This window comes from Micromonospora sp. RTGN7 (genome assembly GCF_033804645.1).
In the GTDB taxonomy this organism is placed as follows: Bacteria; Actinomycetota; Actinomycetes; order Mycobacteriales; family Micromonosporaceae; genus Micromonospora.
This window is the reverse complement of the sequence record NZ_JAPZLF010000004.1, coordinates 292,018-314,896: the sequence shown is the minus strand read 5'-3', so window position 1 is coordinate 314,896 and position 22,879 is coordinate 292,018. Positions and strand designations below refer to the sequence as shown.

Genomic DNA, 22,879 nt, shown 5'->3' with positions numbered 1-22,879 from the left:
TGCGCAATCGGGGGAGTAACGACGTGAGTACGGTGGTCTTCCGACGCCCCCCGCGGCAGCCCGGTCCCATCCTGCCCCGAGGTGAGGTCCTCCTGGAGCCACCGCCGGAGCTGCCGGAGCAGATGCCCCGAGGGTTGGGCCAGCTGCTGATGATCCTGCCGATGCTCTGCGGCGTCGGCGCGATGGCGTTCCTCTACGCCGGACGCTCCGGCGGGGCGATGACCTACATCGCGGGTGGCCTGTTCGGCGTCTCGATGCTCGGCATGTTCATCGGGTCGACGATGGGCAGCGGCGGCAACGACAAGGCGGAGCTGAACGCCGAGCGGCGCGACTACATGCGGTACCTGACCCAGGTGCGCCGGAAGACCCGCCGAGCGGCGGAACAGCAACGGGCCGCGATGCGGTGGCGGCACCCCGAGCCGGACGCGTTGTGGTCGATCGCGGCCTCGCGCCGGCTGTGGGAACGCCGGACCACCGAGGACGACTTCGGCGAGGCACGAATCGCGACCGGAGCGCAGCGGCTGGCGGTGCAGATCGTGCCGCCGGAGACCAAGCCGGTGGAAGACCTGGAGCCGATGAGCGCGGTCGCGCTGCGCCGGTTCGTCCGTACCCACTCCACCGTGCCGGACCTGCCCACGGCGTTGTCGGTGCGGTCGTTCAGCCGGGTGACACTGCGCGGCGGGCGCGCGGCGGTGCTCGGGCTGAGCCGGGCGATGCTGGCCCAGTTGGCGACGTTCCACGCCCCCGACGACCTGATCCTGGTGGTGGTCGCGGCGGCCGACCGGCACCCGAGCTGGGGCTGGGTCAAGTGGCTGCCGCACGCGCAGCACCACAGCCGGGTCGACGCGGCGGGGTCGCGCCGGTTGGTCTTCACCAACCTCGCCGACGCCGAGCAGGCGCTCTCCAGCGAGTTGTCCGGCCGCCCCCGCTACAGCCGGGAGGCCAAACCGTTCACCAACGGGCCGCACGTGGTGGTCGTCCTGGACGGCGGCGAGGTCCCGGCGAGCTGCCAACTGATCGGGATGGGGCTGCTCGGCACCACCGTCATCGACCTCTCCGGCGCGGTGCCCCGGGACGTCGGGCGCTGGCTGATCTGCCTGGACGTCACCGACGGCACCGCGCTGAACCTGGTCCAGGGCAAGTCCACCTCCCCGCTGGGCCGCCCGGACCAGCTCAGCGCCACCGCGGCGGAGGGGCTGGCCCGCCTGGTCTCGCCGTACCGGCTGTCCCGGCAGACGGTCAGCGAGGAGCCGCTGTCGCGCAGCACGGAGCTGCCGGACCTGCTGGGGTTCGGGGACGCCGCCGCGGTGGACGTCCGGCGGACGTGGCGGCCCCGCTCCCAGCGTGAGCGGCTGCGCATCCCACTCGGGGTCGGGCCGGACGGCACCGTGGTGGAGATCGACTTCAAGGAGTCGGCGCACGAGGGCATGGGGCCGCATGGGCTGATCATCGGGGCGACGGGTTCCGGCAAGAGCGAGCTGCTGCGGACCGTGGTGGCCGCCCTGGCGATCACCCACTCGTCGGAGGAGCTCAACTTCGTCCTGGTGGACTTCAAGGGCGGGGCCACCTTCGCCTCCCTCGACGCCCTACCGCACACCAGTGCCGTGATCACCAACCTGGCCGACGAGCTGCCGTTGGTCGACCGGATGCGCGACGCCCTCGCCGGTGAGATGAACCGACGCCAGGAGGTGCTGCGCGCGGCGGGCAACTACATCTCGCGGTACGAGTACGAGAAGGCCCGAGCCGCCGGTGAGCCGCTGCAGCCGATGCCCAGCCTGATGATCATTTGCGATGAGTTCAGCGAGCTGCTGGCCGCCAAGCCGGACTTCATCGACCTCTTCGTGATGATCGGGCGGCTCGGTCGCTCCCTCGGCGTGCACCTGCTGCTGGCCAGCCAGCGGTTGGAGGAGGGCAAGCTGCGCGGGCTGGACACCCACCTGTCGTACCGGATCGGTCTGCGCACCTTCTCGGCGGTGGAGAGCCGGATCGTGCTCGGCGTGCCCGACGCCTACGAGCTGCCCAGCGCGCCCGGCCACGGCTACCTCAAGTCGGACACCGCCACCATGCTGCGCTTCCGGGCCGCCTACGTCTCCGGCCCGTACCGGGTGCCGGGTCGCCGCGACGCCACCAGCCAGGCCGCGCTGCAACACAGCATCGTGCCGTACGGGGTGGAGTTCGTGCCGATCCAGCAGGTCGAGACGCCGGCGCAGCCGAACACCCCGCAGGAGCCGGCCGAGTCGGGCAAGGTCACCACCATGCTCGACGTGATCACCGAGCGGCTCCGGGGGCAGGGCACCCCGGCGCACCAGGTGTGGCTGCCGCCGCTGGGTGCGCCGCCGAGCCTGGGCGAGCTTTTCGGCCCGCTCACTACCGACCCGACGTTGGGGCTGACGGTGCCCGGTTGGCCGGGTCGCGGGCAGCTCACCGTGCCGGTCGGCGTGGTGGACCGGCCGTACGAGCAGCGCCGCGACGCGATGATGGTCGAGCTGGCCGGATCCGGCGGCAACGTGGTGATCGTGGGTTCGCCGCTGAGCGGCAAGAGCACCATGCTGCGCTCGATGCTGGCGTCGCTGGCCCTCAGTCACACCCCCCGCGAGGTGCAGTTCTTCTGCCTCGACTTCGGTGGCGGGGCGCTGCGCAGCCTGATCCGGCTGCCGCACGTGGCCGGCGTCGCGCGCCGCCGCGACACCGAGGCGGTCCGCCGCACGGTCGCCGAGGTGGTCACCATCATCGACGAGCGCGAGGCGCGCTTCGCCCAGCACGGCATCGACTCGGTGGCCAGCTACCGTCGCCGCCGGGCCGCCGGCGAGTTCCCCGACGACCCGTTCGGCGACGTCTTCCTGGTCGTCGACGGCTGGCACATCCTGCGCCAGGAGTACGAGGAGCTGGAGCAGACGATCACCAACCTGGCCGCCCAGGGGCTCGGCTTCGGCGTGCACGTGGTGCTCACCGCGGCCCGCTGGGCGGAGATCCGCATCAACATGCGCGACCTGCTCGGCACGAAGCTGGAGCTGCGCCTGGGTGACCCGACCGAGTCCGAGATCGACCGACGGGCTGCGGTCAACGTGCCGACGCAGTCGCCCGGCCGGGGCCTGACCCCCAACAAGCTGCAATTTCTGGCCGCGGTGTCCCGGGTCGACGGCAGCAACGCGATCGACGACCTGACCGAGGCGTCGACCGCGCTGGCCGAGCAGGTGGCCGCAGCCTGGCCGGGAGCGCCCGCGCCGAAGGTACGACTGCTCCCCCGCAAGCTGCCAGTCACGGAGCTGGCCCGATTGGTGGACCGCGCCGCGCCGGGCGTGCCGATCGGCGTCAACGAGTCGGCGCTGGCCCCGGTCTATCTCGACCTGGCCGGCGAGCCGCACCTGACCATCTTCGGTGACGCCGAGTGCGGCAAGACCAACCTGCTACGCCTGATCGCCCGGAGCATCGTCGAGCGGCACACCCCGGCGCAGGCCCGGCTGGTGATCGCCGACTACCGCCGGGGCCTGCTCGGCGCCGTGGAGGGCGACCACCTGCTCGAGTTCGCCCCGTCCAACCAGGTGTTCGCCCAGGGGCTCGGGTCGATCCGCAGCGCGTTGCAGAACCGGCTGCCCGACGGCAACGTCACCACCGCCCAGCTCCGCGACCGGAGCTGGTGGCACGGGCCGGAGCTCTACATCCTGGTCGACGACTACGACCTGGTCGCCTCCGGCGGCAACAACCCGCTCAGCGCGCTGCACGAGCTGCTGCCGCAGGCCCGGGACATCGGCCTGCACCTGATCGTGACCCGCCGGGCCGGCGGGGTGGCGCGGGCCCTCTACGAGCCGGTCCTGCAACGCCTGCGGGAGTTGGACTCGCCGGGTCTGCTGATGTCCGGCAACCGCGAGGAGGGCGCGGTCTTCGGGACGTTGCGCCCGAGCCCGCAGCCGCCGGGCCGGGGCACGCTGGTCCGCCGGCGCGACGGCCAGCAACTCATCCAGACCGCCTGGTCGGAGCCGTGACCGACTGCTCGAAGCCGTGACGACTCGGGGCGGGGGGCCCCCCCCCCGGGGGCGCCCCCCCCCCACCGAACACGGCGGAGCAAACCAAGAAAAAACCAAGGGGGGGGGGGCGGGGGGGGCGGGGCCGCCGCCCACCAAAACACCCCCCCCGCGGGGGTGGCGGCCGGGTCCCCCGCGCCCGGCGGGGGGGGGCGGGGGGGGGCCCCCCCCCCCCCGGGGCCCCCCGCCCCGACATCATGATCCGTTCGGCAACAACTCTCGACATCCGCTTGGCGGGACGGTCGACGTCGGCTGACCGATGCTGCGACGACGGCTACTTCCGCCCCGGGCCCTTACGACCCGGGCGCTTGTCCTTCGGCTTCGAGTCGTGGCTCCACCACCACCCGACGAGCGCGATCACCGTCAGCCCGAAAACGCCGTACAGTATCGCGAGGAAACCCTCACCGGTGCTCATCGGAATCCTCTCCCCCGCCGGTCAGCGCCGGCCGTTGAAGCGGCTGGCCTGCACGATGGCATCGTTGACCGAGCGCGACACCGTCTCCAGCACGCCGTCCATGTTCTTGCGCATGTCGCGAGCCTCGCCGAGCACGTCGCCGAGGTCGGCAGAGCCGAGCGTATCGGACATGGCCCGGGTGACGGCCTCCTGCAGGCCCTGCTGCGCGCCGTTGAACGCCTCGGTGATCAGCTCGGCGAGGGTGTAGGAGTCCAGCCGCATGGCCCGGGGGTTGATCTCCAACTCCCGGAGCGTGCCGTCCGCGCCGAGCTCGACGGTGACCATCCCGTCCTCGGTGGCGTGCCGGCTGGTGACCTCGGCCAGCAGCGTCTCCACCTCCGACAGCTGCTGCATCCGCTGCTCGCTGTCGCGCAGGATGCGCTCCAGGTCCGCCACGTTCGGGTCGCTCATGTCAGCCTCTCCGCCGTCCTGGTGATGGGTACGTCAGTCGCCCTTGACCTCGAAGCGCCGCGGCGCCTCGTAGTCGATCCGGATCTGCTCCAAGTCGGGCGCGCTGGGGATGCTCGCCCTCCGCGAGTTCACGTTGACCCACCCGTAGATGACGGCGGCGAACATCGCCGCCACGGCCGCCGCCAGGCCGGTGAGGAGGACAGCGATCTTGGCGGAGAGCGCGGCCAGGGTCGCTCCGATTATCTCGATCGCCACCCGCGCGGCGGCCGAGGTGTACGGGATGAACAGGAGCACGACCAGGCCGATCAGGATGACCAGGCAGGCCCCGGCGAATGCGATCAGCGCCACGAACGACACCACGTAGGCGTTGGAGACCATCTCCAGCGTGCCCGCGATGTCGCCGACCGAGCTCTTGAACTGCTCGATCTCGCCCTTGAAGTTGGTGATCGAGGCGGCGAAGGCGTCCTTGTCGTCGGCCGTCCAGTCGTCGCCCTTGCCGAGGGCGCTGTCCAGGTGGCCGGCGAGCGTGCCGAGATCGTTCGCCATCTCCTTCCAGCCCGTCGCCGCATCGGACATGTCGAACGGGTTGGCCGCCATGGTGCCCACCGCGACCACGGCGATGAGGGCAGTCTTCGCGATCTTCGCGTTCGCCTCGACCATCGCCTTGACGGCCGCGAACATCACGGCGTTGCCCACGCTGACCATGCTCAGTCCCCGTTCCTTCTCGACTAACTCGTCACCACGGTGTTGGCGTTCTCGGCCTTGATCCAGGTGTCCCGCGCGGTGGCCAGCTCGTCGAGGTAGTCCTGGACGGTCTCGCGGATCTCGTCGAGCGCGGTCGCCGCCCTCTCCCGGGTGTTGCCGTACGCCAGGGCGAGCGGCGTGCCGACCACGCCGAAGTGCGGGAAGGGAATCTCGGTGTCCGGAAGCTTGGCCTTGATCGCGTCGAGCCCGTTCGGCCCGGAAAGTGCATTCTTCTGGAGATGTTCCCGGATCGCCTCGATCGCTTCGGACGAGATGTGCTTGCTGGTCATCCGGGATCAGCGCTCCTTCGTCGACGGCCTGACGGGGGACATCCGGCCGAACTGTAGCAAAGGTGCTCGTCGGTGCCCTGCCCCCACGATCGATGCCCCGCCGGGCCGGTAGGCGACCCTTCGCACACACAGTCTGACACTGGTCACTGACCGCCCACAGTGGTTCTGTGCTGCCCCGACGGCTGCGGCTACGGACTGCGTGCGGTGGACTTTGTGGGTTACCGTCAGGGCGAAAGTGTCCGTCGGTGGGGTGTGACCGCTTCACCGCGGGGGAATCGCGGCGCGTCAGCCGCCACAGAAGACGGAAGGGTGTGAAGCATGGCGTTCGAGGTCGAAGCTGGAACCCTGCATACCGCCGCAGGCGACGTACGGTCCACGCGCAGCGAGGTCGACGGCGAGCTGAAGAAGCTGTGGGGCGTGGTCGACGACCTCGCCATCGCCTGGAAGGGCTCGGCGTCCACGGGTTTCCAGCAGCTCATGCAGCGGTGGAACGAGGACACCAGCAAGCTGCTGACCGCGATGGACAACATCGCTGATCTGCTCGACAAGTCGGGCACCACCCACCAGGTGAATGACGAAGAGCAGCAGCAGATGCTGGACAAGTTCCACTCTGCGCTCAACCCGTGACCGTAGGCGACAGCAGAGGAAGACATCGTGACGATCAAGGTTGACTACGCGGTCCTCGAGAACAGCAACGCGCAGATGCAGAGCATCTCGCGGACCATCGACGGAAAGCTCGACACGCTCCGGCAGATGCTGTCCAAGCTCCAGTGGGACGGTGAGGACCGGGCCTCCTACGAGCAGCACCAGACCCAGTGGGACACCGCCGTCCGGGACATCAACAAGATCCTGAACGAGATCGGCGGCGCGGTGGGCATCGCCCGCGAGAACTACGTGTCCACCGAGATGAGCAACTCGAAGATGTGGCACTGAGATAATCGCCGGAGCGGCTCCGGCCGGTCCGACCGGCCGGAGCCGCTCTGTGTCGAGAGTCGCCGGCGGGTCATGGGAGAACGATGCGTACGACAGACGGGCTCCTCGCGGGCCGTCGGCCCGCAGCGGCGCTGCTGGCCGTCCTGGTTGCCACCGGCACCGGCCTGCTGACCACCGCCGTTCCGGCACGCGCCGAGACCGTGCGGGGATACCAGTGGTATCTGGACACCCTGCGGATCTCCCAGGCGCACAAGCTCGCCAAGGGAAGCGGCGTCACCGTCGCCGTGATCGACGGCGGGGTGGACGCCACCCACCCAGACCTGCGCGGCCAGGTGCTGCCCGGGCACGGCATCGGCGGCGACGCTGCCGCCGACGGCCGCCGGGACAGCCACGATCTCGGGCACGGCACGGGCATGGCGGGTCTGATCGCCGGCCGGGGCGGGGGCGAGGATCGCCTGTTGGGCATCGCCCCGGCGGCGAAGATCCTGCCGATCTCGGTCGGCGCGCGCTTCGATCCGGGTGAGTTGCCCACCGCGATCCGCTGGGCGGTGGCCAACGGCGCAGACGTGATCAACCTGTCGCTCGGCGCGCGCGGCCAGGCCGACCAGGCGCAACTCGACGCGATCCGACACGCGCTAAAGAACGACGTCGTGGTGGTCGCCTCGGCCGGCAACCGGGAGCAGGGCGACCTGGCCGTGGGTGCGCCGGCCAACATCCCGGGGGTCGTCGCGGTCTCCGGCCTCGCCCGCAACGGCCTTTCCTTCGCCGGTTCGGTGCACGGGCCGGAGGTGGTGCTGGCCGCCCCGCAGGAACGCATCATCAGCCCTCGCCCGTACTCGGTCTCGAAGAACGGCTACGGCCTGACCGACGGCACCAGCGACTCCGCCGCGATCGTCTCCGGGGTGGCCGCGCTGGTGCGCTCCCGCTACCCGAACCTCGACGCGGCCAACGTGGTCAACCGGTTGATCAGGACCGCCGACGACGCGGGCCGGTCGGGCCGGGACGACGTCTACGGCTTCGGTGCCGTGGACCCGGTGGCCGCGCTGAGCGGCAAGGTGCCGGCGGTCCGGGGCAACCCCCTGGTGGCGGCGGCGGACCCGTCGGCCTCGCCGGCCGACGAGGCTGACGAGTCGGGCAAGTTCGGTGTCTACGGAATCAGCGTGACCAACAAGGTCGGCGCGGCGCTCCAGGTCGGGCTCTGCCTGGCGGTGGTCGTCGGCGCGATCGTCTTCGGCGTGCTGGCGATCCGTCGGTCGAGGCGACGCCGGGCCCTTACCGGCCCGCCCGGTGCCGGGCCACCACCCGGCGGCTGGCCACCGCCCCCAGGTCACCCCCCGGCCGGTCCGGCGCGGCACCCGTCGACGGGGCAGTATCCGGGGCGCCCGCCGCAGCCGGGGCAGCATCCCGGCTACCCGCCGCAGCCGGGGCAGCTTCCGGGTTATCCCTCGACGGGCGCCCCGCCGGCACCGGGGTCCGGCCGGCCAGGTGCCGCGCCACCGGCCCCGCCCGCGCCACCGCGCGCCGACCCGGACCGCTCCTAACGGCCACCGCCGAACGCCACGACATGCCCGCCCACGGGGAGGACACGGATGACTGACAGAACCTCACAGCCGGAACAAGTTGAGGTGCAGACCCCACACATCCCGCTCGGCCCGCCGGTCACCGGGATCAGCTTCAACGGCTTCGGCATGGACAACGTCAACCATGCCCAGACGCCGTCGGACCTGGTCGCCGGCCCGAACGAGGCCGGCGTCAAGACCGAGTGGGACGCCTCCACCCTCCAGGGGGCGATCCAGTGGCTGGAATCCCACGGCTCCTACCTGCGCCGGCTCTACCACAGCATGGCCGACATCCAGGACCTGATGGGCGGCAAGGGAGCCGCTGCCGCCTCCAGCATGCCGTCGGGCATGGGTCCGAAGAGCCCGCTGGGGGGATTCCCCTGGGCGGCCCGGCTGACCGAGAAGCACGCCGCTCTCTACAGCGGCACCGAGGCGGGGGTGCTGGAGCTGGCCAACCAGCTCGACGACGCGGTCGAGGTGCTGCGCAAGGTCAAGGAGAACTACGACACGGCGGAGAAGGCGAACGAGATGACCGCCGAGCAGATCAATCGCATCTTCGCGGAGGCCGCCGGTGGCGGCGGCGAGAGCTAGGGCGGGAGCGGCCTGATGGGTACCAGTTGGGAAGAGATGTGTCAGCAGGTCGTCATCGACGGCCGGCCCGGTGACGTGGCCAGCGCCGCCCTCGGGTGGAGCGAGCTGCTGAAGAACCTGCGCAGCGTCAAGGAGAGCCTGGAGAAGAACACCGCGGACCTGGGGGCGGTCTGGAAGGGGCCGGCGTTTGACTCGTTCAAGACGCACGTCGACGGGATCGCCAAGACCACCGGGCGGCTGATCACCGACGCCGAGGAGGGCGACGGCATCGTCCAGTCCCTGAACGCCGCCGCCGACCGGCTGACCGAGGCCCAGCAGGAGTTCCCGATCCCGGCCAAGTGCGTCAACGACGTGTTGGAGGCCCGCAACGGGCACCTCACCCTCGGCATCGGCTTCTTCGAGGCGAAGGTCGGCCCGGACTTCCTCGGCCTGCTGGACCCGATCACCGGCCTGGCCGACTGGCTCAACGACAAGACCGACGAGGCCGCCAAGGTCTACGACCGGGTCGGCAACCAGTACCAGGGTCAGGCCTCCACCATGCCCGGTCAGCCCGGCACGGTGCCCCTCTCCAATGACCCCCGCCTCGACACGCCGAAGCTGAACACCGGCGGGCCGGGCGGCGGCGCCCCGGGCGGCGTCCCCTCGCTGCCCGCGTCCGCCACCCCCGGCGGCACCGGCGCACCGGACCTGCCCTCGACGAAGAACCCCCACCTGCCGCCCACGTCCACTTTCGAGCCTAAACCGCCCACCACCACCCCGCCCGGCGGCTACGACCCGCCGATCGGCCCGGGTGAGAGCATTCCGGGCGGCGGTGTCCCCGGCGGCGGGCATTACGGGTCCGGCCTGGCCAGCGCCGCTCCCACCCCCGGGTCCGGCGGTCTGCCCGGCACGTCCGGCCTGGGTGCCGGCGGCGGCGTGGGCGGTGGTGCCGGATCGGGCTCGATCCCCGGCGGCGGCGCGCTCGGCCGTCCGGTGGCGCCGATGACGCCGCCGATGATGGGCGGCGCCGGTGGCGCCGGCGCCGGCCGGGGCGCTGGTGGCCGGGGTGCCGGCGGCCGGGGCATCGGCGCGGCGGGCCGCTTGGCCGGCGGGGCGCCGGGCATGCTCGGCGGAGCGGGCGGCGCGGCCGGCGGTGGCCGGGGTGCCGGCGCGGGACGCGGGGCCGGCGGCCCGGGGGCAGCGGCCCGCGGCGGGGTCGGCGGCCGGGGCGGCCTGGCCGGTGCCGGTGCCACCGGAGCCGGCTACGGCGACGACGAGTCGACCCGGAGCACCTGGCTCGACGAGGACGAGGACGTCTGGGGCGCGGACGGCGACAGCTCGCCGGGCGTCCTGCGCTGATCCGCCTACCGGGGCCCGACCACCGCTTGCCGGCTGGTCGGGCCCCGACGGGTCAAGCTGGTCGGGCCCCGACGGGTCAAGCTGGTCGGACCCCGACGGGTCAAGCTGATCGGGCCCCGGCGCTGGTCGGGGTGTCGAGCCGACGGCGGCCGGGGCGCCAGCCCCGCTGTCGGCCGCGCCGGATAACCGGCCGGGCCACCAGCAGGACGATCGCGAGGAACCCGCCGACAATCGCCGCCCAGATCGCCACGACCCGTTCGCGGGCCCACGGGTCGGGCACCGGCGCCGGCTCGGCCATCGCGCCCAGCGGTGGGTTGGCGCGGGTGCCAAGCAGATTGGTGACCGCCCGATACGGGTTGACCACCCCGTAGCCGACCTGCGCGTCCCGACCATCGGGCGGGCTGTCGGCGGTGTCGGTCAGCCGCTCGGCGACCTGCGCCGGGGTGAGATCGGGGTACGCCGCGCAGATCAACGCCGCCACGCCGGAGACGTACGCCGCCGCGAAGCTGGTGCCGCCCTCCGGCTCGGTCAACCAGCCGTCGCCGTTGGGTGCCGGGGCGACGATGTTGTGTCCGGGCGCGGCGATGTCGACGTAGTCCCCGCTGATCGAGGTGCCGACGTGCCCGCCCTGCTCGTCGACGCCGGCGACGGCGATGACGCCGGGATACCCGGCCGGGTAGGCGGGCTGGTCCCGCTGCTGCTGCTGGTTTCCGGCGGCGGCGACCACCACGACCCGCTTGGCCAGCGCGTACTCGATGGCGGCGGCCAGCTCGGGCCGGGGCAGGGTCTCCAACGAAAGGTTGATGACCTTGGCGTCGTTGTCGACCGCGTACCGGATGGCCTGGGCGATCTGGCCGGGCAGGCTCTCGTCGTTGGTGCGCCGGGTGTCCGGCAGCACGCGGATCGGCAGGATCCGGGCGGCCGGCGCGATGCCGCTGAACGGCACCCCGGTCTCCGCCCGGCCAGCGATGATGCCCGCGACCATGGTCCCGTGCCCGGCCTGGTCGCACTGGCCCTGCCGCTGCTCCAGGCCGTTGAAGTCGCGGCCGGCGCGGACCTGCCCGCGCAGCACCGGATGGACGGAGGAGACACCGGAGTCGATGACGGCCACGATGACCCCGCCGCCTCGGGTCAGCCGCCAGGCGGCCGAGGGCTCCAGCCGACGCAGCGGCCAGGGGGTCGCGGTGAGCCCCGGCTCACCGGCGGGGCCGCACCGGGGCGCGGCGCGGACCGGCGTCGGTGGTACGACGACGGTGGTCAGCAGCGCGACCACGGCTCCACAGAGGACCGCCTGCCGCCGGGCCGACCCTCTGGCATCACCCGCCCGGATCGGGCGGTGGTTCCCGGGGCGTTCGTGCACGCCGCCCAGGCTACCGAGCCGACGCCCGGCATGGAGCGCCGGGCGGGCACCACGCCCGGCGAGGGCGGGCACCGCACCCGACAAGGGCGGTTTTGCCGGTCACCGTCCGATAGGGTCGGCTCGACCCGGTGTGCCGAGGCGATGATGAGGAGAGACGGATGAATGCGCGGCTGACGGCCCTGTGTCGAGGCGCTCTGGCGGTCGCGGTCGGGTTCCCGCTGGTCGCCGTCGGGATGCCCGCGCCCGCCCTGGCCGCCGTGCCGGCGCTGGAGCGGCAGTGGCACCTGGACGCGCTGCGGGTCACCGAGGCACACGAGATCTCCACCGGCGAGGGGGTCACCGTCGCGGTGATCGACACGGGCGTCTACGCGGCCCACCCGGACCTGGCCGGCCGGGTCCTCGACGGCAGGCGGCTGATCGGCCGGGACGACAAGGGCAAGGTTGACGAGCGCAACCACGGGACCGGGGTGGCCGGGCTGATCGCCGCCCGGGGCGGAGGCCGGGGTCACGCCCTGGGCATCGCCCCCAGGGCGCGGATCCTGCCGGTGACCATCGCGACGAACACCTTCGCCGGCAGCAACCTGCCGGAGGGCATCCGGTACGCGGTCGACCGCGGCGCGAAGGTGATCAACATTTCCAACGGTGGCCCCACCACCAGCACCGCTCTCGACGAGGCCGTGCGGTACGCGCAGTCCAGGGACGTCGTGGTGGTCGCCGCCGCGGGCAACGCCGAGCAGGGGGACGCCGAGGTGCTCTACCCGGCGCGGCTGCCCGGGGTGATCGCGGTGGGCGCGACCGACCGGGACGGCGAGCCGTGGTCCGGCGGGACCCGGGGTGAGCAGATCGCCATCACCGCCCCCGGGGTGGACATCTCCACCACCGCCGGCCGATGGTCCGACCTGACCGAGGGCGGCTACGTCACGGTGGACGGCGGCACCAGCGCCGCGGCGCCGCTGGTCGCCGGGGCGGCGGCACTGATCCGGGCCCGCTACCCGCAGGCGAGCGCGGCGGAGGTGGTCAACCGGCTGGTGTCGACCGCCCGGGACGCCGGGCCGCCCGGCCGGGACGACCGGTACGGCTTCGGTCGGCTCGACCTGGTCCGGGCGTTGACGGCCGAGGTGCCCCCGGTCGACGCGAATCCCCTGGGCGCCGTACCGGTTGCGGAGTCGGCCGAGGAGACCACGGGCGGGCGGGGCGGCGGTGTCGACCTGGGCTGGCTCGTCCCGCTCCTGATCGGGCTGCTGGTGGCGGCGGTCCTGGTGGTGCTGGTCGTGGTGCTGTTGGTCGGCCGGCGGGCCAACCGCGCGGCGCGGCGGTAGGGTCACCCCCTCGGGCGGCTCACTCCACCGGGGTGAGCACGAGCAGCGACATGGCGTTCGGCCCCAACTCGAAGTTGGCGCTGATCGCGTCGGCGGTGTCCATCGTGTACCGCTGCACCCGCTGGAGGGACCCCTTCGCCGGGTCGTGCGCGTAGTTGCTGGTCACCGCGTCGACCAGGTACCGCTCGACCCGGATGCGCCGGTTGGCGAACTCCGCCGGCAGGTTCCCGACGTTCACGGTGACCCCGTGCGTGACGTTGCGGCTGGTCCACTGGTAGTTGGTGATGAGCACGGCCACCCCGGACGCGTCCCGGGTCGCCAGCGCGTTCACGCCCAGGCCCTTCGGGGTGAGCGCGTCCGAGCCGGCGGAAACCCGGATCTTCTTCAACATCCGCTGCATCCGGACCAGGTTGTAGTACGGGTACCCGGCGCCGTCCGTGCCGTCGACGAACATCGACTTGCGGTCGTTGCTGCTGTGGTTGAACACCCAGTGCATCGGCACGTCCGTGCCGCCCTCGACGTAGAAGTAGCCGAGGGTGGCCATGGCCGCCGCCTGGGTGAGCAGGTCCGCCGCGAAGGAGGTGCCGGTGTTGCCGCCGGGGAAAACGCCGTACTCGGTGACGAAGGTCGGAATCTTGTCGGGCAGGCCGCGCTCGCGCAGCCAGCGCTGGACCGTGCCCTTCTCGGTGGCGACGGCGGCCACGTCGTCCCGCCGCTGGTACTGGTGGTACGAAAGGAAGTCGAGCCGTTTCGTCGGGTCGGGGTCGTCCCGGTAGTGGTCGAGGAACTCCTGGAGGTACGGCTCGTTGAAGGCGTGCGTGACCGGGCCGCCGACGCGCAGCGGGTGCACCGGACGGAGTTCCGCGTTGATCTCGTTGACCAGCTGGTAACCGATCCGGTACCACTCGTAGTACTCGGCCGCCGACATGGCCCGCGCCTCGTCGGGCCGGGTCTCCCAGGGACGGTCGGGTTCGTTGAAGATCTCGACGTAGCGCAGGGCCGGGTAGCGCTGCTTGTAATGCCGGATACCGTTCTTGAGCACCTCCCGGCAGCGCTGCGGGGCGGCCGTCGTCATCAACTCCTGCTCGCACTGGTCGACGTTCATCAGGATCCGGCCCGAGTAGGCGGTCGCCTGGTCCAGGTAGCCGTACATGGTGCCGCCGTCCGGCGCGACGGGGTCGTAGTCGTACCGGTCGGTCGCCGGGTCGTGGTAGGCGCCCGGTGCCGACCAGACCCGGGTGAGCACGGGTTTCAGGTCCCGGACCAGCCGGGCGTCCGCCGGGCCGAGCGGGGCGGACGGCCCGGCCTGGTTGTGGTAGGCGGCCGGGTTGTTGAGCAGGCCCCGGGTCACCCCGGCGTCCACCGTGACCAGTGCCGTCTCGTACGTCCTGGCACCGCTGGCCTGGTCCTCGGCCGGGTCGGAGCGCTGGCGCAGCGCCACCACCGAGGCCAGCAAACTCACCATGATCATGAAGCCGGCCAGCAGGCCGAGTCGGATCGAAACCCTCATCGCGGCTCCTCCTTCCAGTCTCGGCCGCGCGCCGTCGGCGGGGCATGTCGGGCCCGCTTACGGCCACCGGCGGCGCTCAGCGCGGCGGCGGGGCCAGCCGCAGGCGGGCCAGGCCGGTCCGGAAGGCTTCGGTCGAGGCGGGTTGGGTGGTGAAGCGCCAGTCGCCGGTGCCGCCGTCGGCCCGGTCGTACTCGAACCAGATGAACCCGACCACGTCGGTCCGGCCGGCCATCCAGACGAACAGGTCGCGGATCCAGGGCAGGCGGTAGCTCCCCGGCCGGCTGCCCGTCTCGGTGATCAGCACCGGGCGGTCGGTGAACGCGCGGAGCTTGCGCAGGGTCGGACCGAACAGTTGGGTGGCGGTCCGCTCGCCGGTCGAGTAGCCCACCATCCCGATCCAGTCGACGTACCGGTCACCGGGGTAGAGCGCCTTCAGGCTCACCTTCGGCACCGGCCGGATGATGTTCGGGCTCCAGATCCAGATGACGTTGGTCGCGCCGACCCGGGTGAAGACGTCGTGCACGTGTCGCCAGGCCTTCACGTACTCACCGGACCGGTTGCCCGAGCGGTGCTCCGACCACGGGTACCAGGACCCGTTCATCTCGTGCGCGAAGCGCATCCCGACCGGCCACCGCTGGGCCCGGACCGCCGTCGCGAAGCGCACCAGGTACTCGTCGTGCTCCCCGGCGATGATCCGCTTCAGCGCGTACTGCGGCTGGTCCATGCCCTGTTTGACGCCGCCCCACGGCTCCCAGGAGATCACCGGGATGCCGCCGTTGCGGTAGGCAGCGTCGACCCCCTCGGGCCGGAACTCGTCGGTCCACTTCACGAAGTACTGCAACAGGGTGGGCCGGGCCCCGGCCTTCGCCGCGATGCCGTCGATCTCCGACCGGGACCACGGCACCCGGGGTGCGCTCAGCCCGAACCGGTAGCCGGTCGCCGACATGACGTCCGGCTTGGCGGGGATCCTGGTGACCGACGTCCCGTCGCCGGCCAACCCCGCCGCACCCGACGGCGGCGCACCGGCCGGCGGCACGGACGTGGGCGGGGCACCGAGGGCGCGGTGCACGACCCAGCCGCTCAGGATGACGAGCACCACCGTGTTGGCGACCATCCAGAGGTGGAACTGTCGGGATCTGGTCCGGGTGTGCTCAGACACCGAGCATCACCGACGCCACGAGCATCGCTCCCCCCAGCAGGTAGGGCACCAGGACGAACGGGTTACGCCGGCGCTCGCCCTGGAAGCCGCCGGCGCGGGTGCCCCACCCGGCGTTGTGGGCCATCCGGAAGAACCCGACCACCCGGACCGGCATGAGCACCAACGTGTTGATCATCATGAACGCCGGCAGGTAGATCAGGTCCCGGGGCCGGAAGGCGAAGTGCCGGGCGAACCGGATCATCAGCGACAGCGCGGTCATCGCCGCGCTGAGCACCAGGATCGCCCCGATGAACTGCCAGCCGCTCAGGTTGCCGGGCAGACGCAGCTCGTCATAGATGGTGACGGTCTCCCCGACCAGCAAGGAGACGGCCCAGGACAGGTACGAGCCGACCAGCACGAACGGCACCACGATGTCGGCGACGTAGAAGGCGGCGAGCACTGGCGTCCGCCGAGTCATCCAGCCGAGCATCCGCATGGTGTTGTACTGCGAGCCACGGGCCCAGCGATACTGCTGCTTGACCAGTTTCCGCAGCTCAAGCGGCGCGTCGGTGTAGACCAGCGAGGTGGACTGGTAGACCGTGCGGAAGCCGGCCTGCAACGTGTAGTTGGTCAGCGTCCGGTCGTCGCTGACCTCCAGGAACACGCCGAGGAAGCGCTCGGAGAGGAACCGTTCCATGTTCCGGACCAGGATGAACCGGCGGAAGGCGATGGTCCGTCCGGGCAGGCAGCCCACCGTGCCGAGCACGCTCATGGCCGGCATCGAGTACTCGTTGCGGACGTTCTCCAGCCAGTCCGCCCACCGGGTCAGCACCGTGCGCTCCGGGTTGAGGATCCGCTGCCGGGTGGTGACCCCGCCGACCCGGGGGTCCCGGAACGGTTTGATCAGCTCCACCAGGGTGTTCCGGGTCCAGATGGTGTCCGAGTCGACGAGTACGGCGATGTCCCCCGTCGCCATGCCCACCCCCACCTGGAGGGCGTTGCGCTTGCCGGCGATCTCCGTCCACGCCCAACGCACCCCGACCTCGGCGCAGATCTTCTCCAGGGTCGTGTTGCGCGGCCCGTTGATGACCACGATCACCTCGGTCGGCCGCTGCTCCAGGATCCGGTCCAACACGGACCGGAACAGCTCCTCCTCCTCGTCCACCACCGGGATGATGACCGAGGTGCTGGTCGCGTACGGGGCCGTCCAGGGCCGGTACGACGACGACAGCACGACCCGCATCAGCCACAGTGCCCAGATCATCATCATGAACAGGGCGAACAGGTACAGCTGCCCCTTGCTCAGCCAGGAGTTCACCTGGAGCAGGAACGCCAGCATGTCTGCTCTCTCCCGTACAGATCGTCGACGAAATCGGCCGGTCAGCGCACCGGCGGTTGCTCGGACCCCACCGACCGGCGTAGCAGCAGCGCGACCGTGAAGCCGGTGGGCCGGAACAGCCGGTCGACGTCGTACTGGCTGCGCAGCAGCGGTTCCTTCGGGTCTCCGAGGCCGCGCAGCGCATCGTCGAGCCGGCCGGTACGGATCACCCAGACCCGTTGCGGCTGACCGAGGCAGGTGGCGACCTGGGCGCACTCCCGGGCCGTGAACGACCCCCCGGTGCGGGCCGCCTGGGCCAGCAGCACGTCCCTGGGTCGGCTCGTCATCGGGGTGTACCGGGCGACCGCGTCCCGGGCGACCCGCTGATCTCCACCGACGTTACCGCCGTAGACCGCGACGTCGCCGGCCGCGCCCTCCTCGACCAGCAGCGCACCCAGGTCCCGACTGGCCTGGGTGTGCCCGTCGGTCTCGCGCAGTTCGAGTTGGCTGGGCACGGCCACCAGAGCCACCACGACCACCACGGCCAGCCCGCGCAGCACCGGCGCCCGGCTCAGCGCCGTGGCGGCCAGCAACGCGAAGGCGGGCAGCACGAAGAGCAGGTATCGCGGCAGCCAGAGCGGGGTGACCTGACTGACCAGGTACAGCCCGAGCACGGGGACGAAGGCCCACGCGGTGTAGACCACCGCCGGCCGGCGCAGCGACATCCCGACCAGGGCCAGGGCCAGCACGACCCCACCCAGCAGGGCGTCACCGGTCAGCCCAGCGGGCAGGTCGGCCACCCGGTCGAGGGTCGCCGCCGGGATCCAGGACACCTGGGTCTGCTGGGACCGGGCCAGGTATACCACCGGCAGCACGGGCAACGACCCGACCACCGCGGCCACCAGCCACGCCCACCCCGCCCGGGGCCGCATCAGCAGGACCACCAGCGCGTGCCCGGCCAGCAGCAGCAGCCCGACGAACTGGCCGAGGCCGAGCAGGGCGACCGCGCCGGCGTACGGCACCCAGCGGGCCGCGCCGGGGCGGTCGATGGCCCGGACCAGCAGCCAGGTGGCGAGCACCGCGGCGAAGAGCGCGATCGCGTACGGCCGGGCCTCGTGGGCGTAGCGGGAGGTGCTCGGCAGCACCGCGAAGATCAGGCCGGCGGTCAGCCCGACGCGTGGGCTGGCCAGCCGGGTGCCCAGCGCGCCGACGAGACCGGCCGCCCCGGCCATGGCGAGCATCGACGGCAGCCGCAGGACCAGTTCCGAGTCCCCGAACGGGCCGGTCACCAGGTGCATGAGTGCGTAGTAGGGGCCGATCGCCGCGTCGAAGTTCTGGACCACCGCCCACAGGTCGCCCCACGAGACGCCGGCCATCCCCCAGGTCGCCAGCTCGTCGCCCCACAGCGCCGGCCAGGTGATCCGGGCCAGCCCGAGCAGGCCCATCAGCAGGGTCGGCGCGATCCAGGCCAGCCGTCCCAGCGAGCGTCCGGCCCGGTCACCGGGGCCGTCCGGGTCGGCGGTCAGACCCTCTTCCCAGCCGTCGCGGACAGGAACCTCGACAGGAGCTTCCGTCGCCCGCACGCGGGGAATGATCAGGGTGCGGTCTCTGTCGTCCACCATGGGCTTTCGGGGGGAGGGGGCGTAGGGCCAGCGCCAGGGTACCCGCACCGGATGACGCGGGGGTTTCTGCCCGCGCTCCGCTGGCCGCCCGCGCCCGCCCCCGCCCCGGCCCCGCCGGGGACCCCGACGTGCCGGCCGGGGCCCTCGACGCCTCCCGGGGTCGGTCGGCGTTTCGTCCCCTCAGGAGGAGGCGGGCGTCCGGACCGGGGCGGGCGTCGGGGCCAGCGTCGTCGGCAGCGGCGGCAGGGGCGGCGGCGTCGGCCTCGGGGCCGGGTCGACCGACGCCCGCTCGGATGGGCTCGGCGCGGGGCCGCCCGTCGGATCGCCGGCCGACGTCGGAGCCGGGGCCCCGGTCGGTGCCACGGGCGACGGGCGCGCGCCGGTCGGCCCGGACCGGAACGGCGCCAGCTCCGGGCAGTACGGGTACGCGGGCGCGACCGGCTTCGCGGCGATCAGCCCGTCGGTGTCGCAGTCCGGGTAGCCGAGCCGGATCGGGTTGCCGTCCTGGTCGAACAGTCGGGCGTGCTCCACCAGCCGCCCCTCGCTGTCGTAGACGAAGACGTCGCGGACGTCGGACGTCTGCTCGGAGGTGGGCTGGTAGCCGGACTCGTTCCAGCCCAACCGATCGTCGGCGTCGACGAACCCGGCGAACGCGAAGATGACCAGGACCGCCGTGCCGGCGCGCACTGCGATGCGGGGCCAACGCGTCAGCACCGGACCGCGCCGGCCCAGCCACACCGAGGCGGCGACGCAGACGGCGAGGAGCAGCAGCGCGGCCAGCGTGCTGCCGCCCAGCCTCGGCAGCAGCCCGAACGGCGCACCCGTGGTGACCACGGTGATCAGCATCGCGGTCAGGTAACCCCGCAGGAACCACCAGGCGGGGCGGAGCAGCCGCAGGTACTCGCTCGCCGAGGCGTACCCGAGGATCGGGCCGATGCGGGCGTCGGCCCCGCGCAGCCGGCCGCGGAGCCGGGCCGCGACGGCGGCGGCCCGCTCATCCAGGTTACGGGCGGCGGCCGGGCCCCCCGCGCCGGCCGCCGCCCGCAGGTCTGCCGCGTACGCCTCGGGCGTGCCCAGCCGGTCGGCCAGCGGCCCGCCCCCCTCGGCGGCGACCTCGGTCAGGTGCTCGGGCAGGTCCTCGGTCAACTCGTCGCGGACCGTCGGCGGCAGGTCGGCCAGCGCCGCCCGGACCCGCGTCACGTACTCCGCGATCTCCTGCTCCATGACGGTCATGCCGTCACCCCCCGATCGTTGAGCAGACTGTCCATGGTGGTGGCGAACGAGCGCCAGAGCTTGCCGGAGCGGGCCAACTGGTCCCGGCCGGCGGCGTTGAGCGAGTAGTACTTCCGGTGCGGGCCGGACTCGCTCGGCACCACGTAGGTGGTGAGCAGGCCGGCGGCGAAGAGCCGCCGCAGCGTGCCGTAGACGGAGGCGTCGCCGACCTCGTCGAGGCCCGCCTCGCGGAGTCGGCGCAGGATGTCGTAACCGTAGCCGTCCTCCTCCCGGAGCACGGCCAGGACCGCGAGATCCAGCACGCCTTTCAAGAGCTGCGTGGTATCCACGCACTGCACACTACTGTGCAATGCGCATTACTGCAACGAGTCCCTCCGGGCGCATGTCGGACCGCTGTTCGTCCGGCTGCGCCCCGGCCCCATCCGGGCGGGTCAGAGGTAGAGCTTGCGGAGCTCGCGGGCGATGTCCGGGACCTCGGTCAGCACACCGCTGGCCACCGCCATCACGAGGTTCTCGGCCTGATCCACGTCGACATCCTGAATCGGCGCCTCGTTGAGGGCGAGAAAGACTCGTGCGGACGCCCAAGCGAGACGCTTGTTTCCATCGACCAAGGCGTGGTTCATGCAGACCGAGTGCAGCAGCGCGGCGGCCTTGCTCCAGAGATCGGCATACGCCTCCTGGCCGAAGACGACGGTGGCCGGGCGAACCCCGGCGGATGAGAGTAGACCGATGTCGCGGACCTGTGGCGTCTCGCCCAACACGATCGAGGCGATTTCCACGAGGTCGTCGACCTCCAGATAATCGGTCACTCCGCCAGCCGTCGCAGCAGCTCGGCATCCCGCTCGGCGACCTCCCGCGCAAGGTCCCGCACCCGGGATCGACGGCTGTGTGCCGAGACGTACTCTTCGACCGCCACGACGATGGTGGCGTTCATCGACCGGCGCTCCTGGTCGGCGAGCTGCTTGAGGCGCTCGTGCAGCCCATCAGGAAGATTGACCGTGGTGACCATATGGAAATCATACCGGCCGCACGCAGGGACAATCAGCCACGCCGGGGCACCCGACATACCGGTCGACGGGGCGGGCGCGCAGGTGGCGGACGGGCAGCAGGCTTCATCCCGTCCGCGCACGTGAACGGGGCACGGCTGACTGGTTGCCGAGCGGCTCGTTCAACCAGCGCAACCCGGCGGACATGACGAACAGGGACCGCCGGGCGATCGCGTCCCCACGCCGATCGAGCACGTACCCGTCGACCCACGTCCACCCGTCGTAGGTGGGCCAGTCGTGCACCCGAATCACGCGGAGCACGACCGGTTTGACGAATTGAACGCTCGCAGCCCGGGTGAGGTGGAGAACGTCCCCCGACCTCGGCAACCTGGGCTCAGTCATCGGGCGTGTCCTGGTTCGCCATGATCTCCTGGGCCTCCAGCAGGAGACCGATCCACCCCAGGTGCCTGCCCGGCTCGACGGGGCAGCCACGGCTGTTGAGCTCCAGGACGCCCGCCTGGACCCAGGCCCCCATGTAGGTCACCGCCTCGTTGGGGGCCTTGGCGAACTCCTTCAGCATGGCTGCCCGGCGCGGGATGCAGGGCCACGGTTCCCCACAGCCGAGGCAGGGCCCACCCGGGTACGCCGGGGGGTGCTCCTCCATCACCGTCGCCCCTGGCTGCTGATCCCGCCACCAGCCTTGGCGGCATGCGGGCGGATGACCCGAGGTAGGGGGGCATGGCCAGCGGCAGTGGTTGACGTAGTCATCCCCCGATAATGCCCCCGCCGTTGGCACGTGTCAACGGATACTGCCGTTGTGTCATTACAACGATGATCGCCGACCTACGGTCACGACATGGAGCGGGTTGACTTGGTGGGCGCTGCGGAGATCCGCGTGATGCTGGGCAATGTGTCCCGGCAGCGCGTCAGCGTCGTGACCAACTCCAAGAGCTTTCCCGACCCGTACCAGGAGTTGACCATGGGGAAGGTCTGGCGGAGGACCGACGTCGAGAAGTGGATCAAAGAGCACCGACCGGACCTGGCGACAGACTGAGCAGAGGCCCCGGTCAGCGCCTCTCGCTGCTCCGGTCGGCCGTAATGAGGCCCGGCGATCAGCTCGACCGCTGGAGGCTCCAGGCGATGCCGTCGAGGATGTCGTGCTCCGAGGCGACCACCGAGGACATCCCGGCGCGCTCCATGATCACTCGCAGCACCATGGCGCCCGCGCCGATCACGTCGGCCCGCCCCGGGTGCATCACCGGGTCGGCGAGCCGCTGCTCGCGGGTCTTGCCGAGCAGTTCGGCGGTTACCCGGGCCACCGCGTCGTACGACACCCGGGCGTGGTGGATGCGCTCCGGGTCGTACTCGGTCAGGCCCTCGGCCAGGGCCACCACGGTGGTGACCGAACCGGCGAGCCCGACCAGGGTGGCGGCCTGCCGCCCCGGCACCGCCTCTAGGGCCCGGTCCACCGCCGCCGTGATGTCGGCCTGCGCGGCGGCGATCTGCTCCGGGGCGGGCGGGTCGCCGTGCAGGTGCCGCTCGGTCATCCGGACGCAGCCGATGTCCACCGAGATGGCCGCCTCGACGCCGCCGGAGCGGGTGCCGACCACGAACTCGGTCGACCCGCCCCCGATGTCGACGACCAGGTACGGCTCCTGCGCGTCGGCGGGCAGGCCGCGCACCGCTCCGGTGAACGAGAGCCGGGCCTCCTCGTCGCCGGTCACCACCTCGGGGGCCACGCCGAGGGTCTGCTCGACCATGGCCCGGAAGTCCCCGGCGTTGGAGGCGTCCCGGGACGCCGAGGTGGCGCACATCCGCACCCGCTCCACGCCCAGCTTCTCGATCTCGGCGGCGTAGGACGCCAACGCGACCCGGGTCCGCTCGATCGCCTCGGGCACGAGCCGGCCCGTCTTGTCGACCCCCTGGCCGAGCCGGACGATCTCCATCCGGCGGCTGAGGTCGACCAGCGGCGCCTCCGGCCCGGCGGACGGGTCGGGCAGGTCGGCGACCAGCAGTCGGATCGAGTTGGTCCCGCAGTCGATGGCGGCCAC

At 72.0% G+C, this 22,879-nt stretch carries 23 protein-coding genes; 8 read left to right on the top strand and 15 right to left on the bottom strand.

What is annotated here, in order from left to right:
• Positions 1–23: 23 nt before the first annotated feature.
• Positions 24–3,983, top strand: coding sequence for a type VII secretion protein EccCa (eccCa, locus tag SNR22_RS08350; protein ID WP_320065904.1), 3,960 nt, complete (start codon positions 24–26; stop codon positions 3,981–3,983).
• 475 nt (positions 3,984–4,458) lie between these two features.
• Here the strand turns inward: eccCa and SNR22_RS08345 are convergent, their stop codons facing one another.
• Genes SNR22_RS08345 through SNR22_RS08335 form a run of 3 tightly spaced genes read right to left on the bottom strand, consistent with a single transcriptional unit; the run spans position 4,459 to position 5,921 of the window.
• Positions 4,459–4,887, bottom strand: coding sequence for a YbaB/EbfC family nucleoid-associated protein (locus SNR22_RS08345; RefSeq protein ID WP_320065903.1), 429 nt, complete (start codon positions 4,885–4,887; stop codon positions 4,459–4,461).
• Between the two features lie 33 nt (positions 4,888–4,920).
• A complete protein-coding gene (locus SNR22_RS08340; RefSeq protein WP_320065902.1) occupies positions 4,921–5,592 on the bottom strand; it encodes a hypothetical protein in 672 nt (223 codons plus the stop codon).
• Positions 5,593–5,615: 23 nt separating this feature from the next.
• Entirely contained in the window at positions 5,616–5,921 is a 306-nt protein-coding gene (locus tag SNR22_RS08335) for a hypothetical protein (protein ID WP_320065901.1), read from the bottom strand.
• Between the two features lie 318 nt (positions 5,922–6,239).
• On the opposite strand from SNR22_RS08335, the gene SNR22_RS08330 reads away from it, so the two are divergent.
• The 5 genes from SNR22_RS08330 (at position 6,240) to SNR22_RS08310 (ending at position 10,342) form a co-directional block, all read left to right on the top strand.
• Positions 6,240–6,548: a WXG100 family type VII secretion target gene (locus SNR22_RS08330; RefSeq protein WP_320065900.1), complete on the top strand. Its 309-nt coding sequence runs from the start codon at positions 6,240–6,242 to the stop codon at positions 6,546–6,548.
• Positions 6,549–6,575: 27 nt separating this feature from the next.
• The gene (locus tag SNR22_RS08325; protein WP_320065899.1) at positions 6,576–6,854 is read left to right on the top strand and encodes a WXG100 family type VII secretion target; all 279 of its coding nucleotides are present in this window, start codon (positions 6,576–6,578) and stop codon (positions 6,852–6,854) included.
• 83 nt (positions 6,855–6,937) lie between these two features.
• Positions 6,938–8,395, top strand: coding sequence for a S8 family serine peptidase (locus SNR22_RS08320; protein ID WP_320065898.1), 1,458 nt, complete (start codon positions 6,938–6,940; stop codon positions 8,393–8,395).
• Positions 8,396–8,443: 48 nt separating this feature from the next.
• The gene (locus SNR22_RS08315) at positions 8,444–9,004 is read left to right on the top strand and encodes a hypothetical protein (RefSeq protein WP_320065897.1); all 561 of its coding nucleotides are present in this window, start codon (positions 8,444–8,446) and stop codon (positions 9,002–9,004) included.
• 15 nt (positions 9,005–9,019) lie between these two features.
• The gene (locus tag SNR22_RS08310) at positions 9,020–10,342 is read left to right on the top strand and encodes a hypothetical protein (protein WP_320065896.1); all 1,323 of its coding nucleotides are present in this window, start codon (positions 9,020–9,022) and stop codon (positions 10,340–10,342) included.
• A 100-nt stretch (positions 10,343–10,442) separates the two neighbouring features.
• Here the strand turns inward: SNR22_RS08310 and mycP (SNR22_RS08305) are convergent, their stop codons facing one another.
• Complete coding sequence (gene mycP / locus SNR22_RS08305) at positions 10,443–11,702, bottom strand: type VII secretion-associated serine protease mycosin (RefSeq protein WP_320065895.1); 1,260 nt, start codon at positions 11,700–11,702, stop codon at positions 10,443–10,445.
• A gap of 158 nt (positions 11,703–11,860) precedes the next feature.
• Between mycP (SNR22_RS08305) and mycP (SNR22_RS08300) the strand changes: the two genes are divergently transcribed.
• On the top strand, positions 11,861–13,021 hold the full coding sequence (gene mycP, locus SNR22_RS08300) for a type VII secretion-associated serine protease mycosin (protein ID WP_320065894.1): 1,161 nt from the start codon (positions 11,861–11,863) through the stop codon (positions 13,019–13,021).
• 19 nt (positions 13,022–13,040) lie between these two features.
• On the opposite strand, the gene SNR22_RS08295 is transcribed toward mycP (SNR22_RS08300), so the two are convergent.
• From SNR22_RS08295 to SNR22_RS08250, 10 genes are all read right to left on the bottom strand, one after another.
• Positions 13,041–14,531, bottom strand: a complete 1,491-nt coding sequence (locus SNR22_RS08295) for a hypothetical protein (protein WP_320065893.1) — start codon at positions 14,529–14,531, stop codon at positions 13,041–13,043.
• Between the two features lie 76 nt (positions 14,532–14,607).
• Positions 14,608–15,690, bottom strand: coding sequence for a glycoside hydrolase family 26 protein (locus SNR22_RS08290; RefSeq protein ID WP_320065892.1), 1,083 nt, complete (start codon positions 15,688–15,690; stop codon positions 14,608–14,610).
• The gene (locus SNR22_RS08285) at positions 15,683–17,008 is read right to left on the bottom strand and encodes a glycosyltransferase family 2 protein (RefSeq protein ID WP_320065891.1); all 1,326 of its coding nucleotides are present in this window, start codon (positions 17,006–17,008) and stop codon (positions 15,683–15,685) included. The genes SNR22_RS08290 and SNR22_RS08285 overlap by 8 nt, the downstream gene beginning before the upstream one ends.
• A gap of 41 nt (positions 17,009–17,049) precedes the next feature.
• The gene (locus SNR22_RS08280) at positions 17,050–18,570 is read right to left on the bottom strand and encodes a glycosyltransferase family 39 protein (RefSeq protein WP_320065890.1); all 1,521 of its coding nucleotides are present in this window, start codon (positions 18,568–18,570) and stop codon (positions 17,050–17,052) included.
• Positions 18,571–18,789: 219 nt separating this feature from the next.
• Complete coding sequence (locus tag SNR22_RS08275; protein WP_320065889.1) at positions 18,790–19,842, bottom strand: HAAS signaling domain-containing protein; 1,053 nt, start codon at positions 19,840–19,842, stop codon at positions 18,790–18,792.
• The gene (locus SNR22_RS08270) at positions 19,839–20,171 is read right to left on the bottom strand and encodes a PadR family transcriptional regulator (protein WP_320065888.1); all 333 of its coding nucleotides are present in this window, start codon (positions 20,169–20,171) and stop codon (positions 19,839–19,841) included. The genes SNR22_RS08275 and SNR22_RS08270 overlap by 4 nt, the downstream gene beginning before the upstream one ends.
• A 102-nt stretch (positions 20,172–20,273) precedes the next feature.
• Complete coding sequence (locus SNR22_RS08265; RefSeq protein ID WP_320065887.1) at positions 20,274–20,651, bottom strand: type II toxin-antitoxin system death-on-curing family toxin; 378 nt, start codon at positions 20,649–20,651, stop codon at positions 20,274–20,276.
• On the bottom strand, positions 20,648–20,851 hold the full coding sequence (locus tag SNR22_RS08260) for a ribbon-helix-helix domain-containing protein (protein WP_320065886.1): 204 nt from the start codon (positions 20,849–20,851) through the stop codon (positions 20,648–20,650). The genes SNR22_RS08265 and SNR22_RS08260 overlap by 4 nt, the downstream gene beginning before the upstream one ends.
• A 103-nt stretch (positions 20,852–20,954) precedes the next feature.
• A complete protein-coding gene (locus tag SNR22_RS08255) occupies positions 20,955–21,230 on the bottom strand; it encodes a hypothetical protein (RefSeq protein WP_320065885.1) in 276 nt (91 codons plus the stop codon).
• Complete coding sequence (locus SNR22_RS08250; RefSeq protein ID WP_320065884.1) at positions 21,223–21,492, bottom strand: hypothetical protein; 270 nt, start codon at positions 21,490–21,492, stop codon at positions 21,223–21,225. The genes SNR22_RS08255 and SNR22_RS08250 overlap by 8 nt, the downstream gene beginning before the upstream one ends.
• Positions 21,493–21,684: 192 nt before the next feature.
• Here SNR22_RS08250 and SNR22_RS08245 point away from each other — a divergent pair, with 192 nt between their 5' ends.
• A complete protein-coding gene (locus tag SNR22_RS08245; RefSeq protein ID WP_320065883.1) occupies positions 21,685–21,882 on the top strand; it encodes a hypothetical protein in 198 nt (65 codons plus the stop codon).
• A 58-nt stretch (positions 21,883–21,940) separates the two neighbouring features.
• Here SNR22_RS08245 and SNR22_RS08240 read toward each other — a convergent pair whose 3' ends face one another.
• Positions 21,941–22,879, bottom strand: coding sequence for a Ppx/GppA phosphatase family protein (locus tag SNR22_RS08240; RefSeq protein ID WP_320066018.1), 939 nt, complete (start codon positions 22,877–22,879; stop codon positions 21,941–21,943).